The organism is Mycobacterium nebraskense (assembly GCF_002102255.1).
Taxonomy (GTDB): Bacteria; Actinomycetota; Actinomycetes; order Mycobacteriales; family Mycobacteriaceae; genus Mycobacterium; species Mycobacterium nebraskense.
On record NZ_LQPH01000128.1, the window covers coordinates 39,581 to 56,249 of the forward strand.

The following is a 16,669-nucleotide window of genomic DNA, read 5'->3' on the forward strand; positions in this document are numbered from 1 at the left end:
CGACGCTTCGAATAGAGGGTCAAAGCGCGGACCCATGGCGGATAATCACCATGTGCCGGATCACGGGCGGCGCATCCGCCGACTAGTTTCGAGCTTCGCCGCGGCCGCAATGGCTTACGCGGCCACCGCCGTGCTGGGGCCACCGGCCTGGGCCATGCCGACCGACACCGCCGACGCGCCGACCCCATGCTGGTCGGACCGGATCGCCGTAACCGCCTCGCCGACTCAGGCCGCGGTCGGCCACCGCGCGGCGACCCTGGTGTTCAGCCTCGCCGGCGGTGCGGAGCCCTGCACATTGACCGGATACCCCGGCGTCGACTCGGGTTCCGGCGGTCCGCTCATTCACGCCCAGCCCACGCTGCGCGGCTACATGGGCGGCCTGCCGGGCGGCTCGGAAGTACCCCCCACCGTCATCCTGTCCCTGTCGACCCAGGCGCAGGCCGTCGTGGAGGGCGTGGCCATCGACGCCAACGGCGACCCGTGCCCCACCTATACCGACCTGCTGGTCAACCCGCCGGACACGACCGCGGTGCTGACCGTGCCGGCCACCATCGACGCCTGCGCGCTGCAGGTGCACCCCGTCACGCCCGTCTGAGCGACGTCACGAGTCGGCTTTCGCGAGAACGTCAAATAGCCTGCTTGCACACCCGATTCATGCGAGGGCAGGTACGCGACAGTCACGGCGGAATTCCAAATTGACGAAGCCGCGCCAGGCACGTCACCGCCGGCGCGATGGCAGCCCCTAAGGTCGGGTGTCATGCGTCGGATGCGGGCCCCGCAGGCCTTGCTTGCCGTTGCGGCCGCCGGGATCCTGGCGGCCGCGTCGCTGACGGGTTGTGGTGGCGGCGCGCTGAGCCCTGAGTCCGTGGTCGTGAACGGCGGAGAACCGCCCAACCCGCTGATTCCGACCGGCACGAACGACAGCCTCGGAGGGCGGATCCTGGATCGACTGTTCGCCGGTTTGGTGTCCTACGACGCCGCTGGCAAACCGTCGCCGGAAGTGGCGCAGTCGGTCGAGACAACCGACAACATCAACTACCGAATCATTCTCAAGCCTGGATGGAAGTTCACCGACGGCTCGCCGGTGACGGCCCATTCGTTCGTCGACGCGTGGAATTACGGAGCGCTGAGTACCAATGCCCAACTGCAACAGAGCTTTTTCAGCCCGATCGTCGGGTACGACGAGGTCGCCGGCCTGACCGGAGACGGAAAGCCGGCCCGGACCATCATGTCCGGGCTGCAAGTGGTCAACGATCTCGAGTTCGACGTGCGGCTCAAGGCGCCGACCGTCGACTTCACGTTGCGGCTGGGACACAATGCGTTCTACCCGTTACCGGACATGGCTTTTCGGGATATGGCCGCGTTCGGCCGCCATCCGGTCGGCAACGGCCCATATGAGTTGGCGGACGGTCCCGACGGGCCGGCCTGGGAACACAACGTCAAGATCGACTTGAAACCCAACCCCGACTACCACGGCAATCGCAAACTCCACAACAAAGGTTTGAGATTCGAGTTCTACGCCAACCTGGACACCGCTTATGCCGACCTGCTGTCGGGCAATCTTGATGTGCTGGACACGATTCCGTCCAGCGCGCTGACAATTTACCAGCGTGACCTGGGCGGCAACGCCGCCAGTGGGCCCGTCGCGGTCAGCCAATCGCTCGACACGCCGTTGCGGCTACCACATTTCGGGGGCGAAGAAGGTCGGCTGCGCCGCTTGGCGTTGTCGGCGGCCGTCAACCGGCCGCAGATCTGTCAGCAGATCTTCAACGGCACCCGCAGCCCGGCCCGCGATTTCACCGCCAGCTCGTTGCCCGGATTCGACCGGAACATCCCGGGCAACGACGCATTGGACTTCAACCCCGAACGGGCACGCCAACTCTGGGCGCAAGCCAACACGATCTCGCCATGGAGCGGGCGGTACTCGATCGCATACAACGCCGACAGCGGCCATCAAGAGTGGGTGGACGCGGTGGCCAACAGCATCAAGAACGTGCTGGGTATCGATGCCGTCGGCGCGCCGCACCCCACGTTCGCGGGTTTCCGCACCCAGATCACCAACCGCACCATCGATACCGCGTTCCGCGCGGGCTGGATCGGCGACTACCCGTCGATGATCGAGTTCCTGGCCCCGCTGTACGCCACCGGAGCGGGATCCAACGACGTTGGATACTCCAGCCGGGAGTTCGACGCCGGGCTGGCCGCCGCCGAGGCAGCCCCCAACCTGCGGCAGGCGGATGTGCTGGTCAACGTCGCCCAACGAATCCTGTTGCGCGACATGCCCGCTGTGCCGCTGTGGTACTACATCGCGGTGGTTGGATGGTCGTCGCAGGTCAGCCGCGTCAAGCTCACCTGGAACGGTCTGCCCGACTACGAGAATCTCGTCAAGGGCTAAGACATGGGTTGGTACATCGCGCGCCGGATCGCCGTCATGGTGCCCGTCTTCCTCGGGGCCACGCTGCTGATCTACGGCATGGTCTTCCTGTTGCCGGGCGACCCGGTGGCCGCGATGGCCGGGGACCGGCCGCTGACGCCCGAGGTCGCCGCGCAACTGCGGGCGCGCTACCACCTCGACGATCCGTTCATCGTGCAGTACCTGCGCTACCTCGGCGGCGTCCTGCACGGCGACTTGGGCCGTTCCTACTCCGGACTGCCGGTGAGCGACGTTCTGGCGCATGCCTTTCCGGTTACGCTGCGGCTTGCGCTGATCGCCCTGGCCGTCGAGGCGGTGCTGGGCATCGGCTTCGGGGTGATCGCCGGCCTGCGCACGGGTGGACTTTTCGATTCCACCGTGCTGATCGCCGGCCTCGTCATCATCGCGACCCCCATCTTCGTCCTGGGGTTTCTGGCCCAGTTCGTCTTCGGGGTGAGGTTGGGCATCGCGCCGGTGACGGTGGGGGAGCGGTCGACGTTTGGGCGTCTGCTGTTACCCGGCATCGTGCTCGGTTCGGTGTCGTTCGCCTACGTGGTGCGGTTGACCCGCTCCGCGGTGGCGGCCAATGCGCACGCCGATTATGTGCGCACCGCCACCGCCAAGGGGTTGTCCCGGGCGCGCGTCGTGACGGTGCACATCCTGCGCAATTCGCTGATCCCGGTGGTGACTTTCCTGGGGGCCGACCTGGGGGCGCTGATGGGCGGAGCGATTGTGACGGAAGGCATTTTCAACATCCACGGCGTCGGCGGTGTGCTGTATCAGGCCGTCACCCGGCAGGAGGCGCCGACCGTGGTGTCGATCGTGACGGTGCTCGTGCTGATCTACCTGATCACCAATCTGACGGTGGACCTGCTGTATGCCGCGCTGGACCCGAGGATCCGGTATGGCTGAGCGAAACGGATTCTGGCGCGACACGTGGCGCGGATTGCGCGGGCGCCCGAAGTTCATCATCGCCGGCCTGCTGATCCTGTTCATTGTTGCAGTCGCGATGTTTCCGGCGTTGTTCACCGGGGCCGACCCCACCTACGCCGATCCCGCTCAGAGCCTGCTTCCGCCGTCGCCCGCGCACTGGTTCGGCACCGACCTGCAGGGCCACGACGTCTACGCCCGCACGGTCTACGGCGCACGTGCCTCGGTCACCGTCGGTTTGGGGGCCGCCCTGGTCGTGTTCGTCGTCGGCGGCGCGCTCGGCGCGCTGGCCGGCTTCTACGGCGGCTGGATCGACGCGGTGGTCTCCCGCGTCAGCGACGTGTTCTTTGGCTTGCCGCTGCTGCTGGCAGCCATCGTGCTCATGCAGGTCATGCACCACCGCACGGTGTGGACCGTGATCATCATCCTCGCCCTCTTCGGTTGGCCGCAGGTGGCCCGCATCGCGCGGGGATCGGTGCTCGCGGTGCGCGCCAGCGACTACGTGCTCGCCGCGAAAGCCCTGGGGCTGAGCCGCTTTCAAATCCTGCTGCGCCACGCGGTGCCCAACGCCTTGGGCCCGGTCATCGCGATGGCCACCATCGCCTTGGGCGTCTTCACCGTCACCGAGGCCACGCTGTCCTACCTGGGTGTCGGACTCCCGACCACGGTGGTGTCCTGGGGCGGCGACATCAACCTCGCCCAGACGCGGCTGCGGGCCGGCTCGCCCATCCTGTTCTATCCCGCCGGCGCACTGGCGATCACGGTCCTGGCCTTCATGATGATGGGCGACGCGTTGCGCGACGCCCTCGATCCGGCGTCCCGAGCGTGGCGGCCGTGACCGCCAGACCGCTGCTGTCCGTCGAAGGGCTCAAAGTCAGCTTCGGCGATCACTCCGCCGTTCGCGGCGTCGATTTCGCCGTCTTGCCGGGCCACACCGTCGCGGTGGTGGGTGAATCGGGATCGGGGAAATCCACCACGGCGGCCGCGATCCTCGGGCTGCTTCCCCCGGGCGGCCGGATCACCGCCGGGCGCATCGTCTTCGACGGATCCGACATCGCCAGGGCCGACCGCCGGGCGCTGCGTTCGATCAGGGGCCGCGAGATCGGCTACATACCCCAAGACCCGATGACCAACCTCAATCCGGTCTGGAAGGTCGGGTTTCAGGTCTCAGAAGCATTGCGGGCCAACACTTCCGACCGTCGGACGCGGCGACGCGCGGTGGAGCTGCTCGCCCAGGCCGGCATGCCGGACCCGGCGAGACAAGCGGGCCGCTATCCGCATCAGCTGTCGGGCGGCATGTGCCAGCGGGCGCTGATTGCGATCGGGTTGGCGGGCCGGCCGCGACTGCTGATCGCCGACGAGCCGACGTCCGCGCTGGACGTCACCGTGCAGCGGCAGGTGCTCGACCATCTGCAGGGGCTCACCGCGGAACTGGGCACCGCGCTGCTGCTGATCACCCACGATCTGGCGCTGGCCGCCGAACGCGCCGAGTCCGTGGTCGTCATGCGCGACGGCGTCGTGGTGGAATCCGGTGCGGCGCGGGCGATCTTGCGGGAACCACAGCACGAGTACACCCGGCGGCTGGTGGCCGCGGCTCCGTCGCTGGCGGTCACAAGCCCCGCGCGGCCGCCGGCGTCCACGCGGACGGAGGACATCCTCGTCGCCTCAGAGCTGGCCAAGGTCTACCGGGACTCGCACGGCGCTCCCTGGCGGCGAGCGGAATTCCGTGCCGTCGACGGGGTTTCGTTTCGGCTGCGGCGGGCGAGCACCCTGGCGATCGCCGGGGAGTCGGGTTCGGGCAAGTCCACGCTGGCCCAGATGGTGCTCGGCCTACTGCAGCCGAGCTCGGGCTCGGTGGTGTTCGACGGCGCCCGCGTCGACGCCACACTGAGCCGGGAGCAGCAATTGGCCTTCCGGCGGCGGGTGCAGCCGGTCTTCCAGAATCCCTACAGCAGCCTGGATCCCATGTACACGGTGTTTCGCGCCATCGAGGAACCGCTGCGCATCCATCGCGTGGGCGACCGCCGGCAGCGCGAGCGTGCGGTGCACGAGCTCATCGACCAGGTGGCGCTGCCGTCATCGGTGTTGGGGCGGCTGCCGCGCGAGCTGTCGGGTGGCCAACGGCAGCGGGTGGCGATCGCTCGGGCGCTGGCGCTGCGGCCCGAGGTGCTGGTCTGTGACGAGGCGGTCTCCGCGCTCGACGTCGTGGTACAGGCGCAGGTATTGGATTTGCTGGCCGGCCTACAGACCGAGCTCGGCCTCACCTACCTGTTCATCAGCCACGACCTGGCGGTGATCCGGCAGATCGCCGACGACGTCCTGGTGATGCGCGCCGGCCGCGTGGTGGAGTGGGCCGCCACCGAGGAGCTGTTCACCCGGCCCCGCCACGAATACACCCGCCAACTGCTGGAGGCCATTCCGCACGCGCCGGCGCCACCGGGATAGGTTGGCAAACTGTGACGGCTGATCCACTGGCCCCGCTGATGGAGTTGCCGGGCGTCGCCGAGGCCAGCGACCGGGCCCGCGACGCTCTGGGTCGCGCCCATCGCCACAAGGCCAACCTGCGTGGCTGGCCGGTGACCGCAGCCGAAGCGGCGCTGCGGGCGGCCCGCGCCTCGTCGGTGCTGGACGGCGGTCCCGTGCGGCTGGAAGACCTCGCGGACGCGGCGGTCGTCAGCGATCCGGTGTTCGGCGGGGCGCTGCGGGTGGCCCAGGCGCTGGAAGGCGGAGAGGGTCCCCTGGTCGGGATTTGGCGGCGGGCCCCGCTACAGGCGCTGGCCCGCCTGCACATGCTGGCGGCTGCCGATCTGGTCGACGAGGACCGGCTTGGCCGACCGCGCGCCGACGCCGGCGTCGGGCCGCGGCTGGAGTTGCTGGCGGAGTTGGTGAGCGGCGGCACGCAGGCGTCGGCCCCGGTGGTCGCCGCGGTCGCGCACGGTGAACTGCTGACGCTGCGGCCCTTTGGCAGCGCGGACGGCGTGGTGGCCCGCGCGGTGTCGCGGTTGGTGACTATCGCCAGCGGGCTGGATCCACACGGATTGGGTGTGCCCGAGGTGAGTTGGATGCGCCAGCCCGCCGACTATCGCGACGCCGCCCAGGGCTTCGCCGATGGCACACCGAAGGGAGTGGGGGCTTGGTTGGTGTTGTGCTGCCGGGCGATGCGAGCCGGTGCACAGGAGGCTTTGACGATCGCCGAGTCGTTGTCCAGTCGATAGCTGAATCGGTAATCGCGGTCCGGGCAAACGCCACCGGACAATGCAAAGCGGGCGACGTCCCGAAGTATTCGGTCCGCCGCCCGCTAGCACGGAACTCGGTTACCATGCGTGCATCTCGGGGCTGCGTGGGTTGGCCTCGGCGATCTTGCGATGCTTCCGGTCGCGACCCCACCCAAAGGGCCGTCGATACCGTTCCACATTTCGCAATTACGCAGGCCCGCAACACTTCTGCCATTATCGCGGCTATGACTCCGCGTGGGTGCCGAGCACCGTGCTGGGCGCCCGGATCAGGAGATCGAACCTTCTCTTCCGGATCGACCTAGGCCTCACCGGGCTTCCGTGGTTCCTTTGTACTCCTAGACCCTTAGCGCAGCAAGGCCCAATTCTGCAAAAATTGCGAAGGGATGCCGGAATGTGTTTGCTGCGTATAGGCCTGCGCGGCGCTAGAACGCGAAGCGGCGCAACAGTGAATAGGTGACCGCGCCGGCGGCCAGCGCGCTGACGCCCACCGCGGCCGTTGTCGCAATCGCCGCACCGGAGGGCGCCGGAATGCGGTCGCGCAGCGACACCGGCCGGGAGAACGACAGCACGGGCCAACCACGCTCGACGGCTTCCCTGCGCAGTCCGCGGTCGGGATTCACCACGCTGGGGTGGCCGACGGATTCGAGCATCGGCAGGTCGGTCATCGAGTCGGAGTAGGCGTAGCAGTGCTCCAGTGGGTAGCCCTCACGGGCGGCCAACTCGCGGATCGCTTGCACCTTGCCCTCGCCGTAGCAGTAGAACGCTATCTCGCCGGTGTACCGGCCATCCTCGACGACCATCCGGGTCGCCATCGCATGGGTGGCGCCAAGCGCACGGGCGATCGGCGCCACGATTTCCTCGCCGGACGCGGACACCACGACCACGTCGCGGCCGCACAACTTGTGGGCGGCGATCAGGTCCGCGGCTTCGGCGAACACCAGCGGGGTCACGATCTCGTGCAGCGTTTCGTTGACGATCGACTTGACCTGTTCCACGTCCCAACCAGTGCACATGTTGGTCATGTGGACACGCATCCGGTCCATCTGGTCATGATCGGCCCCGGCGAGCAGATAGATGAACTGGGCGTAGCTCGACTTGAGCACGGCGCGGCGGTTCAGCAGTCCCTGGTTGAAGAACGGTTTGCTGAACGCCAGCGTGCTGGACTTGGCGATGATCGTCTTGTCCAGGTCGAAGAAGGCCGCGGTGCGGGCCCGGGGAGCGGTGCGCTGCTCCGCGGCCGGGTCGAAGACGGTCACCGACCCAGCATAGGTCGGTCGTTCGGCGGGGCTATGGTCCTGGGCCGGAATTGGCCGCTCAGCAAAGTGGGACCGGCGGTAACGCCAGTGTTTTTGCGGCTCAACGTGTTCTTTCATAGAAAGAGCTATTGCGTTACCGCGGCTTGTCATGTGTATAGTAAGCATTACTCGGCCTGAGCCGAGGGTGTATCAGCCCGACCCCCCGGGGCTGATACACGACGACCCTCGCCTCCTCCCCCCCTGGCGGGGGTCGTCCCTTTTCCGGGGTCATTTCCGCTCGTATGGACCGCCGAGTGCGGTCGCCCAAGTGGTTGCGGACATTCCGTCTTCCGTGCGCCGGCCGAGCGTCGGCCGAGGTGTTTGTGCACACTCGCGTCTCTATCCACAAATCCGCGTTTGGGACTGGCGTCCAATATCGCGAGCTCGCAGAGTGGGCACGTGACTAGCACCTCCCCGGCCGAAGCGGCGGCCTCCACGGGCGTGTTGGCGGTGTTGGCGGACCCGGAACTGCGCCGGGAATTGGATCGCGTGGCGGCGGCCGTCGGTGTCCGGGTGGTCCACGCCGGCGGCGTCCTGAGTCGCAAGACGTGGTCGGCGGCCGGGGCCGTGGTGCTGGACGAGGCGGCGGCCGACCGATGCGGGCGGGCGGCGCTGCCGCGCCGCGCTCACGTGGCCGTGCTGACGGCGGTCGACCCGGCCACCCCGACGTGGGCGGCGGCCGTCGCGGTCGGTGCCGGGCATGTGCTGCGGCTGCCGGAGCAGGAGCGCGACTTGGTGCGCGCGCTCGCCGAGGCGGCCGAATCGTCTCGCGACGATGGGTCGCGCGGCGATGTCGTCGCCGTCATCGGAGGGTGCGGCGGGGCCGGCGCGTCGTCGCTGACGGTCGCCATGGCGCAGGCCGCCGCCGACGCGCTGTTGGTGGACCTCGACCCGTGGGGTGGTGGGATCGATCTACTGCTGGGCGCCGAGAGTGTTCCGGGCCTGCGCTGGCCGGACCTGGCGTTGCAGGGCGGCCGGCTCAACTGGTCGGCCGTGCGTGAGGCGTTGCCGCGACACCGGGGGGTCAGCATGCTGTCCGGCACCCGACGCGGATACGAGTTGGCCGCCGGGCCGGTGCACGCCATCGTCGATGCCGGTCGCCGTGGCCCGGTCACGGTGGTCTGCGACCTTCCGCGTCGTCTCACCGACGCGACGCAAGCCGCGCTGGATGCCGCCGACCTTGTCGTCGTGGTCAGCCGCTGCGATGTGCGCGGGTGCGCGGCGACGGGTGCGCTTTCCCCGGTGCTGGCCGCCATCAACCCCAACGTGGGATTGGTGGTGCGGGGTCCGTCGCCGGGAGGGTTGCGGGCGGCCGAGATAGCCGACATCACCGGGTTGCCGTTGCTGGCGTCGATGAAAGCGGAGCCGCACGTCGCCGAGCAGCTGGAGCGCGGCGGCCTACGAGTCGGACGGCGATCCGCGCTCGCGGCGGCCGCCCGCCAGGTGCTCGCCGTGCTGCCGAGTGCGTCGTCGAGGCCGGCACGAAACGGTAGGGCCGCATGAGCGGTTCTCTGATCGACCGGGTGCGTGAGCGGCTGGCCGCCGAATCCGCTCCGCTGGGTCCGAACGTCGTGGCCGCCGCCATCAGGGCCGAGTCCGGCGGGATGCTCGGTGACACCGAGGTGTTGGCCAATCTCCGGGTGCTGCAGACCGAACTGACCGGCGCGGGCATCCTCGAGCCGTTGTTGTGCGCGGACGGCACCACCGACGTCTTGGTCACCGCGCCCGACGCGGTGTGGGTCGACGACGGTAATGGCCTACGGCGCACGCAGGTTCGGTTCGCCGACGAAGCGGCGGTGCGGCGCCTGGCGCAGCGGCTGGCACTGGCGGCCGGTCGGCGCCTGGACGACGCGCAGCCATGGGTGGACGGCCAGCTCACCGGCATCGGCGCCGGGTTCGCGGTGCGGTTGCACGCGGTGCTACCGCCCGTGGCGGCCGCGGGCACGTGCTTGTCGCTGCGCGTGCTGCGGCCGGCCAGTCAGGACCTGGCGGCCCTAATCGCGGCGGGCGCTTTGGCGCCCGAGGCCGCCACCCTGGTCGCCGACATCATCGCCGCCCGGGTGGCCTTCCTGGTGTGCGGCGGAACGGGAGCCGGAAAGACGACCCTGCTCGCCGCGATGCTCGGCGCCGTGGCGCCCACCGAACGGATCGTGTGTGTCGAGGACGCCGCCGAGCTGGCGCCCCGGCATCCGCATCTGGTCAAGCTGGTCGCGCGGTGCGCCAACGTCGAAGGCATCGGTGAAGTCCCGCTGCGCCAACTTGTTCGTCAGGCCTTGCGGATGCGGCCCGATCGCATCGTGGTCGGCGAGGTGCGGGGCGCCGAGGTGGTGGATCTGCTGGCGGCGCTGAACACGGGCCACGACGGGGGAGCGGGCACGGTGCACGCCAACAGCCCGGGCGAAGTCCCCGCCCGGCTGGAGGCGCTGGGCGCGCTGGGCGGTCTCGATCGCGCGGCGCTGCACAGCCAGCTCGCCGCGGCCGTGCAGGTGCTGTTGCACGTCGCACGGGATCGCACCGGACGGCGTCGACTCGGCGAAATCGCCGTGCTGCGTGAGATTGCGGGCCGGGTGCGGGCGGTCACGGTCTGGCATGCCGACGGGGGGATGACCGACGACGCCGAGCTTCTGCATCGCGTGCTGCAAAGCCGGATGCCCGCATGAACGGCCCCGTGGCCGGCGCACTGCTGTTGGCGCTCGCGCTGATCGTCCTTCCGCCGTCACCGCACCGCCGGCTCGCGCCGGCGGTGACAAACCGTCGCTGGCGCCCGCTCGCCGGGCCACGCGGGGCAAGCAGCCTCGCCGCGGCGGTCGTGGGCGCCGCCATGCTGCTGCCGCTGACGGCGGTGGTGGCCGTCGCGGTCATGGGCGCGACGGCGATCCTGCGCTGTCGCCGCCGCCACCGCATCCGGCGCGCCCTGCGCGAGGGGCAAGCGCTGGAAGGCGCGCTCGACGTGCTCGTCGGCGAGCTGCGCGTCGGCTCCGATCCGGTGCGTGCGTTCGGGGTGGCCGCCGGCGAAACCACCGGTGCGGCTGCGGAGTCGTTGCGGGTGGTCGCGGCCCGCGCCAGATTGGGGGCCGACGTCGCGGCCGGCCTGCGCGCCGCGGCGAAATCGTCGACCCTGCCCCCGCACTGGGATCGCCTCGCGCTGTGCTGGCAACTGGCCAGCGACCACGGCCTGGCGATAGCCACCCTGATGCGCGCCGCGCAACGCGATATTGCCGAGCGGCAACGGTTCTCGGCGCAAGTGACGTCGAACATGGCCGGCGCGCGCGCAACCGCGGCGATCCTGGCGGGGCTGCCGGTGCTCGGCGTGCTGCTGGGCCAACTGATCGGCGCCCGACCGCTGGCCTTCCTGCTGAACGGGCACGCGGGCGGATGGCTCTTGGCCGTCGGTTCGACCCTGGTGTGCGGCGGCCTGTTGTGGGCCGACCGCATCACCGATCGGCTCGAGTCGTGACTACGGCGGCGGTGTTGCTGGCGGTGGCCGCGTGGATCGGCCCCGGCCCGTCGCTGGTGCGGGCGCGGGCGCGGATACCGGTCCATGAGCATCGACCCCGCCCGGGACACGGGCCGGCGTACGGCCCCGATCCGCTGGCGGTCGCATCCTGTCTCGACGTGCTGGCCGTGTGCCTGGGGGCGGGCATGGCAGTCGCCACCGCCGCGCGCGCCGCGGCAACGTCCGCGCCGCCGGCGTTGGCCCGCGTGCTGCGGCGCGCGGCCGACCTGCTGGCCCTGGGCGCCGATCCCGTTGTCGCATGGACGGTTACGCCGGAGCTGCGCGCCAACTCGGCCGACGCGCAGGTCGAAGCGCTGCTACGGCTGGCTCGGCGTTCGGCGGCCTCGGGTGCGGCGCTCGCCGAGGGCGTCGCCGAATTGGCCGACCAGTCTCGTCACGGCGCCGCGCATGCGGCCACCGCGGCCGCCGAGCGCGCCGGGGTGCTGATCGCCGGACCGCTCGGATTGTGCTTCTTGCCGGCGTTCGTGTGCCTGGGGATCGTTCCCGTGGTGGCTGGCCTCGCCGGTGACGTCTTGCAGTCGGGGTTATGGTGAGAAGAAAGGGAAGCATTGCGGCACAACATATTTCGGGATCTTGTCGCCCGCCTGACGGTTCTGGCGTCCGACGAGTCGGGCATGTCCACGGTCGAGTACGCCATCGGCACCATCGCGGCGGCCGCGTTCGGTGCGATCCTGTACACCGTCGTGACCGGCGACTCCATCGTGTCTGCGCTGACCAACATCATCGGTCGCGCGCTCAACACCAAGGTCTAGCCGGCAGTGCGGGCGCCAGCACCGTCGAGGCGGCACTGGGCATCGCCACGCTGGTCGTCGTGCTGGTGCTGTGCGTGGCCGGCGTCGCCGCCGTGTCGATGCAGGTTCGCTGTGTGGACGCCGCCCGCGAGGCCGCGCGGCTGGCCGCCCGCGGCGACGAACGCTCGGCACTTGGCGCCGCCCGGCGCATCGCCCCCGGCGGGGCGCGAGTCGAGGTGCACCACGACGGTGAGTTCCTGGTGGCCACCGTCGTCGCGCACTCGAAGTTGTTGCCGGCGCTCGACATTGCGGCCAAAGCGGTCGCAATGGCGGAGCCGTCTGGATGATCGGGGCTCGGCCACCCTGGCCGCGGCCTGGATGGTGGCGGTGCTGCTGTGCGTCACGGGGGCCGGGGCGTACCTCGGCTCGGTGGTGGTGGCGCGTCATCGCGCGCAGGCGGCTGCCGATCTGGCCGCGTTGGCCGCGGCGGCCCGGTTACCGGCCGGCGCCGAGGCGGCCTGCGCCCGCGCGACGGCGGTGGCCCGCGAGATGCGAACCGACGCCAGTTGTGCCGTGGACGATCTCGACGTCGTCGTCACGGTCCAGGTGGCGGTCTTCGGCGGCGCGGCGCGGGCCGCCGCGCGGGCGGGGCCGGTCAACGACTGAAGCGGACCCGTGCTTGCCGGACGTAATAGTCTGTCGGCGTGGTGCCGCGGTGGCGGATCGGCCCGCTGATGTTGCCGGTGCATGGTGTCTTCGTGGCGCTGGGCGTCCTGGCCGCCGCGGTCGTGTTCATCGCCGAAGCCCGTCGGCGTGGAGCGGTCAACGAGCAATCGTTGGTGGCGGTGACCGGTGCCCTTGTCGGCGGCGCGGTGGGCATGCGCCTCTCCGGTTGGGCCGAGCACCTCGACGTCCGCCTCAACCCGACGTTGCTGCAGGCGTGGGAATTCGGGTCGCGCAGCATCCTCGGCGGACTGCTGGGCGCCTACCTCGGGGTCCTGATCGCCAAGCGGATCGGCGGGTACACCGGCAAGACCGGTGACTTGTTCGCCCCGGCGGTCGCCCTGGGCATGGCGATCGGCCGCGTCGGCTGCCACCTCACCGAAGCGCCGGGACGCCCGACCAACCTGCCGTGGGGCATCCACGCCCCGGCCGGCACGCCCAAATGTCCGGGCTGCCTCACAGGTGCGGCGATGCACCCGTCATTCCTCTACGAAATCGCCTTCCAGCTGGCCGCATTCGCGGCGCTGCTGTGGCTGCGCAGCCGGGTGGGTCGGCCGGGCGAGCTGTTCGTCCTCTACATCGCGGGCTATGCGGTGTTCCGGTTCTTCGTCGAGTTCGTACGGGCCAACGAGACCGTGTGGCTGGGCTTGACCCGGCCGCAGTGGTTTCTCCTGCCCTCCCTCTTCCTCATTGCCGCCCGGCTGCGCCTGGGATATGGGCGCGGCTACTACGACGCCGTACTGCGACGGAAGGCGGTTGCCACGTGACGAACCCACCGCCGGGTCCCCCTCCTCCGGACGGCTGGCGCCCTCAGGACTGGCCCCCGCCCGGCTATCCCTATGACATGAATCAGCCCTACCCCGGCTGGCAACCGCCGCCGCGCAAGCCGAGCGGCGGGGAAATCCTCGGCGCGGCCATCGCCGGGATGGCCCTGTATGCGGGAATCAACACCGTCGTCGGCCCGCTGGTGTTGTTCGGGCTCGCCAATGCCGTCTCACCGAGAATCGCCTTCGCGACCGGAGCCGTCATGCTGGGGCTGATCGCCTTCGTCGGCGGGGGAGCGCTGTTGTTCGTGAAGAAGAGCGCCTGGGCGAGGGGAATCGGTATGGGATTGATGATCGGCTGGGCGCTCACCTCTATCCTCACCGTCGGTATCTGTACCGGATTGAACCCGATGCTGTATCACCTCACCCGATGAGCGGCATGGAACTGCGGGGCGATCGAATCCACCGCTACGTCAACGCGTTTTGCCCACACTGTCACGCCGAGCAGCCCGATCGCCAGTTGGGCGACGTGGCGCGGCTCAGCGGCTGGCTGGCCGTGCGCGGCGACGGGCAGGTCTGGCTCGAACGTGGCTGTCCCGCACACGGACTCGTTCGGACGCTGTACGACGAAGACCCCGAAATCCTTGGCTACCTTGAGGAGTGGACCGCGCCCACCAAGGCCCATGTCCCCGATGCGCCCGGCAACTTCGACCCCATCCCGTCGGCCTATCTGCGCGGCCTGCCGCAGATGCAGACCCAGCACACCTGCATCCTGCTGGAGGACATCGCCGCGACCTGCAACCTGCGCTGCCCGACGTGTTTCGCCGACTCCTCTCCGGAGCTCCGCGACGTCGTCGCGGTCGGCGACGTGCTGGCCAATGTCGACCAGCGGCTCGCACGTGAAAACAGCCGCCTCGATGTGGTGATGCTCAGCGGTGGCGAGCCCAGCCTGCACCCGCAGCTGTCGGAGCTGCTCACCGAGCTCAGTTTGCGACCGATAACGCGAATCCTGTTGAATACTAACGGCATACGGATCGCCCACGATGATGAGCTGCTGGACCTGCTCACCGAGCACCGCGAACGCGCGGAGGTCTACCTGCAGTACGACGGGCTCTCGGCGGCCGCGCACCGCTACCACCGTGGCGGCGACCTGTCCCGCATCAAGCAGGCGGCGCTGCGGCGACTTTCCGAACGCGAAATCTTCACCACGCTCGTGATGACGGCGGCGGTCGGCGTCAACGACGGCGAGATCGGCGACGTCGTAAAGCTGGCGCTGAACACGCCCTACGTCGGCGGGGTTTGCATCCAGCCGCAATTCGCTTCCGGGCGTTCGGGTCTCATCGACCCGCAAAGGCGGCTCACGCACACCGGCGTGTTGAAGCGGTTGGGACCGCAGACCGATGACCTGATCACCTGGCGGGACCTGACCGCGCTACCTTGCTCACACCCGCATTGCTGTTCGGTCGGGTACATGCTTCGTGACGACAACGGGAATTGGCGCTCGCTGGTCGCACTGATCGGCCATGACAACCTCAAGGACAAGCTCGGGTTGGTCGCCAACCGGATTGCCGACTCCGACATTCCCCGGGAATTGCGGCTGGCCGTGCGGGAATCACTGATGGGCTTGCTGTCCGAGCAGTCTTCGCTGTCGCATCCCCAGATGTCGGACGTGTGGCGCTTGATCTGCGAGAGCTGCGACTTGGGCATGGCGACGTTGCTGACCGTGGCGTCCGCCGCGCTGCCCGGTCGGCGGCGCCAAATGCGGCGGATGCTGGGCGAGCGTGTCGTTCGGGTCACGGTCAAGCCGTTCATGGACATGTCGACGATGATCGAAGAGCGGCTGGTGCAGTGCTGCGTGCACGTCGGCACTCGTTCGTCGCAGGACCAGTGCGCGCCGTTCTGCGCGGTGCAGGCATGGCCGCAACTCGGCCGCCAGCGGTTATCGGTCGCCGCCGAGCGCTTGCTGCCGGTGGTGAGTTAGTCCGTCGGGGCAGAGCCGCCCGAGAGTCCCGCGGCGGCGAGTTCCTCATCGGAGGGCAACCGCAGCGAGACCAGTCCGGCGTAGGTACCCGGTTCGAGCTCCACCCTGTTGACCGTGACGTGCACCGGCACCCAATCGTTGTCGTGGCCGGGCATTCGCAGCACTCGGCTGGTCGCACCGTGGGCGAATTCCTCTGTCATCGAGGACACCAGGTGCTGATCGTCGGGGTGGATCTTCGGCTTGCCCGTCTCACTGCCCCGCCAGTCGTAGAACGTGCAGGGCTCGTCCAGCCATTTCAGCAGGGCCCAGTTCTTGAGGTCGATCAGCGCGCGGTGGACGCCGGCCTGGGCGAGCCCGCTCAGAATCCGTTGCGCCAGATCGTCTGTCGACACCTCGGGGCCCTTGAGTTCGGCGCGCCAGTTGATCGCCCGCGCGACCAAATGGTCCCGGCCGTCGGGGCCGGCCTCCAAGCCGGTGCGTGCAACAAAACCGATCCGCATGGGATTGCCCTGCCAATCGGTGAGATCCCAGGTGCTGCAGAGTGTTTGGTCAGGCTCGGCCTTGACGGCCATGGCGAGCACCTTGGTTTCGTTGGGATTGAGCTCGCGCGAGGGCAGGTCTTCCGCGAAGGCCCTGCCGAAGGTGACCTCGACCTCGGGATTCTTTCCGCTGTTGGCCAACGACTCGCGGGTGTCGGTGGCGACGCCCATGGTCAGGTCCCACTTCAGCGGCCCCGGGGTCGGCCGCTCGGGCGGTTCGACGTCGGCGGGGCCGGTCCACACGTGCACGCCGTGGATATGGCCGTCCGACATCACCACCGGTTCGGTGCGAATGACCCGGTCGCGCTTGGGAGTGATGCTGGTCAGGCTCTGCCCGGTCTGCACCGCCTCGGCGATCGCCGTCCGAACCGCGGAGAGATAGGGACTGCGGCGCATGAACGTGGTGATGGGGACGAGATTCTTCAGTTGGCGTCCCTGCGCCACCACGGTGGGTTCACCCCCCAGCGTTTCCACGAGCAACCAGTCGTGGCCCATGCGGCCGATTTTACGGCGACCGCCCGAACCCGTGGGACCTCGGGC

18 protein-coding genes are annotated in these 16,669 nt (G+C 69.2%); 16 read left to right on the forward strand and 2 right to left on the reverse strand.

The features are described 5' to 3' along the window. Positions 1–52: 52 nt before the first annotated feature. The 6 genes from AWC17_RS16645 (at position 53) to AWC17_RS16670 (ending at position 6,558) form a co-directional block, all read left to right on the forward strand. Complete coding sequence (locus tag AWC17_RS16645; protein ID WP_197083486.1) at positions 53–595, forward strand: DUF4232 domain-containing protein; 543 nt, start codon at positions 53–55, stop codon at positions 593–595. A gap of 171 nt (positions 596–766) precedes the next feature. Next, positions 767–2,395 (forward strand): peptide ABC transporter substrate-binding protein, encoded by a 1,629-nt coding sequence (locus AWC17_RS16650; RefSeq protein WP_197083485.1) that lies wholly within the window; start codon positions 767–769, stop codon positions 2,393–2,395. A 3-nt stretch (positions 2,396–2,398) separates the two neighbouring features. Next, positions 2,399–3,325, forward strand: coding sequence for an ABC transporter permease (locus tag AWC17_RS16655; protein WP_046186025.1), 927 nt, complete (start codon positions 2,399–2,401; stop codon positions 3,323–3,325). Continuing rightward, complete coding sequence (locus tag AWC17_RS16660; RefSeq protein ID WP_046186024.1) at positions 3,318–4,181, forward strand: ABC transporter permease; 864 nt, start codon at positions 3,318–3,320, stop codon at positions 4,179–4,181. The genes AWC17_RS16655 and AWC17_RS16660 overlap by 8 nt, the downstream gene beginning before the upstream one ends. Next, positions 4,169–5,788 (forward strand): dipeptide ABC transporter ATP-binding protein, encoded by a 1,620-nt coding sequence (locus tag AWC17_RS16665; protein WP_047322468.1) that lies wholly within the window; start codon positions 4,169–4,171, stop codon positions 5,786–5,788. Before AWC17_RS16660 ends, AWC17_RS16665 begins: the two co-directional genes overlap by 13 nt. 11 nt (positions 5,789–5,799) lie before the next feature. Further along, entirely contained in the window at positions 5,800–6,558 is a 759-nt protein-coding gene (locus AWC17_RS16670) for a hypothetical protein (protein WP_047322469.1), read from the forward strand. Between the two features lie 443 nt (positions 6,559–7,001). Here the strand turns inward: AWC17_RS16670 and AWC17_RS16680 are convergent, their stop codons facing one another. After that, positions 7,002–7,835: an HAD-IB family hydrolase gene (locus tag AWC17_RS16680; protein WP_046186897.1), complete on the reverse strand. Its 834-nt coding sequence runs from the start codon at positions 7,833–7,835 to the stop codon at positions 7,002–7,004. A 489-nt stretch (positions 7,836–8,324) separates the two neighbouring features. Here AWC17_RS16680 and ssd point away from each other — a divergent pair, with 489 nt between their 5' ends. From ssd to AWC17_RS16735, 10 genes are read left to right on the forward strand one after another with little or no spacing between them, the layout of a single operon-like run. Continuing rightward, positions 8,325–9,377, forward strand: coding sequence for a septum site-determining protein Ssd (gene ssd / locus AWC17_RS16690; RefSeq protein WP_082123223.1), 1,053 nt, complete (start codon positions 8,325–8,327; stop codon positions 9,375–9,377). Further along, positions 9,374–10,534 carry a TadA family conjugal transfer-associated ATPase gene (locus tag AWC17_RS16695; RefSeq protein WP_047322470.1) on the forward strand — a complete coding sequence of 387 codons (1,161 nt, stop codon included), beginning with the start codon at positions 9,374–9,376 and terminating at the stop codon, positions 10,532–10,534. The genes ssd and AWC17_RS16695 overlap by 4 nt, the downstream gene beginning before the upstream one ends. Then, complete coding sequence (locus AWC17_RS16700) at positions 10,531–11,331, forward strand: type II secretion system F family protein (protein WP_047322471.1); 801 nt, start codon at positions 10,531–10,533, stop codon at positions 11,329–11,331. The genes AWC17_RS16695 and AWC17_RS16700 overlap by 4 nt, the downstream gene beginning before the upstream one ends. Beyond that, positions 11,328–11,924: a type II secretion system F family protein gene (locus tag AWC17_RS16705; protein WP_197089747.1), complete on the forward strand. Its 597-nt coding sequence runs from the start codon at positions 11,328–11,330 to the stop codon at positions 11,922–11,924. The genes AWC17_RS16700 and AWC17_RS16705 overlap by 4 nt, the downstream gene beginning before the upstream one ends. A 15-nt stretch (positions 11,925–11,939) precedes the next feature. Next, entirely contained in the window at positions 11,940–12,143 is a 204-nt protein-coding gene (locus AWC17_RS16710) for a DUF4244 domain-containing protein (protein WP_046186205.1), read from the forward strand. A 50-nt stretch (positions 12,144–12,193) separates the two neighbouring features. Then, positions 12,194–12,469: a TadE family type IV pilus minor pilin gene (locus tag AWC17_RS16715; RefSeq protein ID WP_231588663.1), complete on the forward strand. Its 276-nt coding sequence runs from the start codon at positions 12,194–12,196 to the stop codon at positions 12,467–12,469. Positions 12,470–12,500: 31 nt separating this feature from the next. Then, positions 12,501–12,788 carry an Rv3654c family TadE-like protein gene (locus AWC17_RS16720; protein ID WP_308292889.1) on the forward strand — a complete coding sequence of 96 codons (288 nt, stop codon included), beginning with the start codon at positions 12,501–12,503 and terminating at the stop codon, positions 12,786–12,788. 38 nt (positions 12,789–12,826) lie between these two features. Next, positions 12,827–13,612: a prolipoprotein diacylglyceryl transferase gene (locus AWC17_RS16725; protein ID WP_046186203.1), complete on the forward strand. Its 786-nt coding sequence runs from the start codon at positions 12,827–12,829 to the stop codon at positions 13,610–13,612. Beyond that, positions 13,609–14,043: a hypothetical protein gene (locus AWC17_RS32115; RefSeq protein WP_141224657.1), complete on the forward strand. Its 435-nt coding sequence runs from the start codon at positions 13,609–13,611 to the stop codon at positions 14,041–14,043. Before AWC17_RS16725 ends, AWC17_RS32115 begins: the two co-directional genes overlap by 4 nt. Before the next feature lie 5 nt (positions 14,044–14,048). Beyond that, positions 14,049–15,590 (forward strand): radical SAM protein, encoded by a 1,542-nt coding sequence (locus AWC17_RS16735; RefSeq protein WP_046186207.1) that lies wholly within the window; start codon positions 14,049–14,051, stop codon positions 15,588–15,590. Here AWC17_RS16735 and AWC17_RS16740 read toward each other — a convergent pair. Continuing rightward, positions 15,587–16,624, reverse strand: a complete 1,038-nt coding sequence (locus AWC17_RS16740; protein ID WP_046186201.1) for a PAS domain-containing protein — start codon at positions 16,622–16,624, stop codon at positions 15,587–15,589. The two genes, AWC17_RS16735 and AWC17_RS16740, sit on opposite strands and share 4 nt — an antisense overlap. Positions 16,625–16,669 lie beyond the last annotated feature (45 nt).

Coding starts and splice junctions, on each gene's coding strand:
- AWC17_RS16650 (WP_197083485.1), top strand. CDS start 767: ATGCGGGCCCCGCAGGCCTTGCTTGCCGTTGCGGCCGCCGGGATCCTG.
- AWC17_RS16655 (WP_046186025.1), top strand. CDS start 2,399: ATGGGTTGGTACATCGCGCGCCGGATCGCCGTCATGGTGCCCGTCTTC.
- AWC17_RS16660 (WP_046186024.1), top strand. CDS start 3,318: ATGGCTGAGCGAAACGGATTCTGGCGCGACACGTGGCGCGGATTGCGC.
- AWC17_RS16695 (WP_047322470.1), top strand. CDS start 9,374: ATGAGCGGTTCTCTGATCGACCGGGTGCGTGAGCGGCTGGCCGCCGAA.
- AWC17_RS16700 (WP_047322471.1), top strand. CDS start 10,531: ATGAACGGCCCCGTGGCCGGCGCACTGCTGTTGGCGCTCGCGCTGATC.
- AWC17_RS16720 (WP_308292889.1), top strand. CDS start 12,501: ATGGTGGCGGTGCTGCTGTGCGTCACGGGGGCCGGGGCGTACCTCGGC.
- AWC17_RS16735 (WP_046186207.1), top strand. CDS start 14,049: ATGGAACTGCGGGGCGATCGAATCCACCGCTACGTCAACGCGTTTTGC.
- AWC17_RS16740 (WP_046186201.1), bottom strand. CDS start 16,624: ATGGGCCACGACTGGTTGCTCGTGGAAACGCTGGGGGGTGAACCCACC.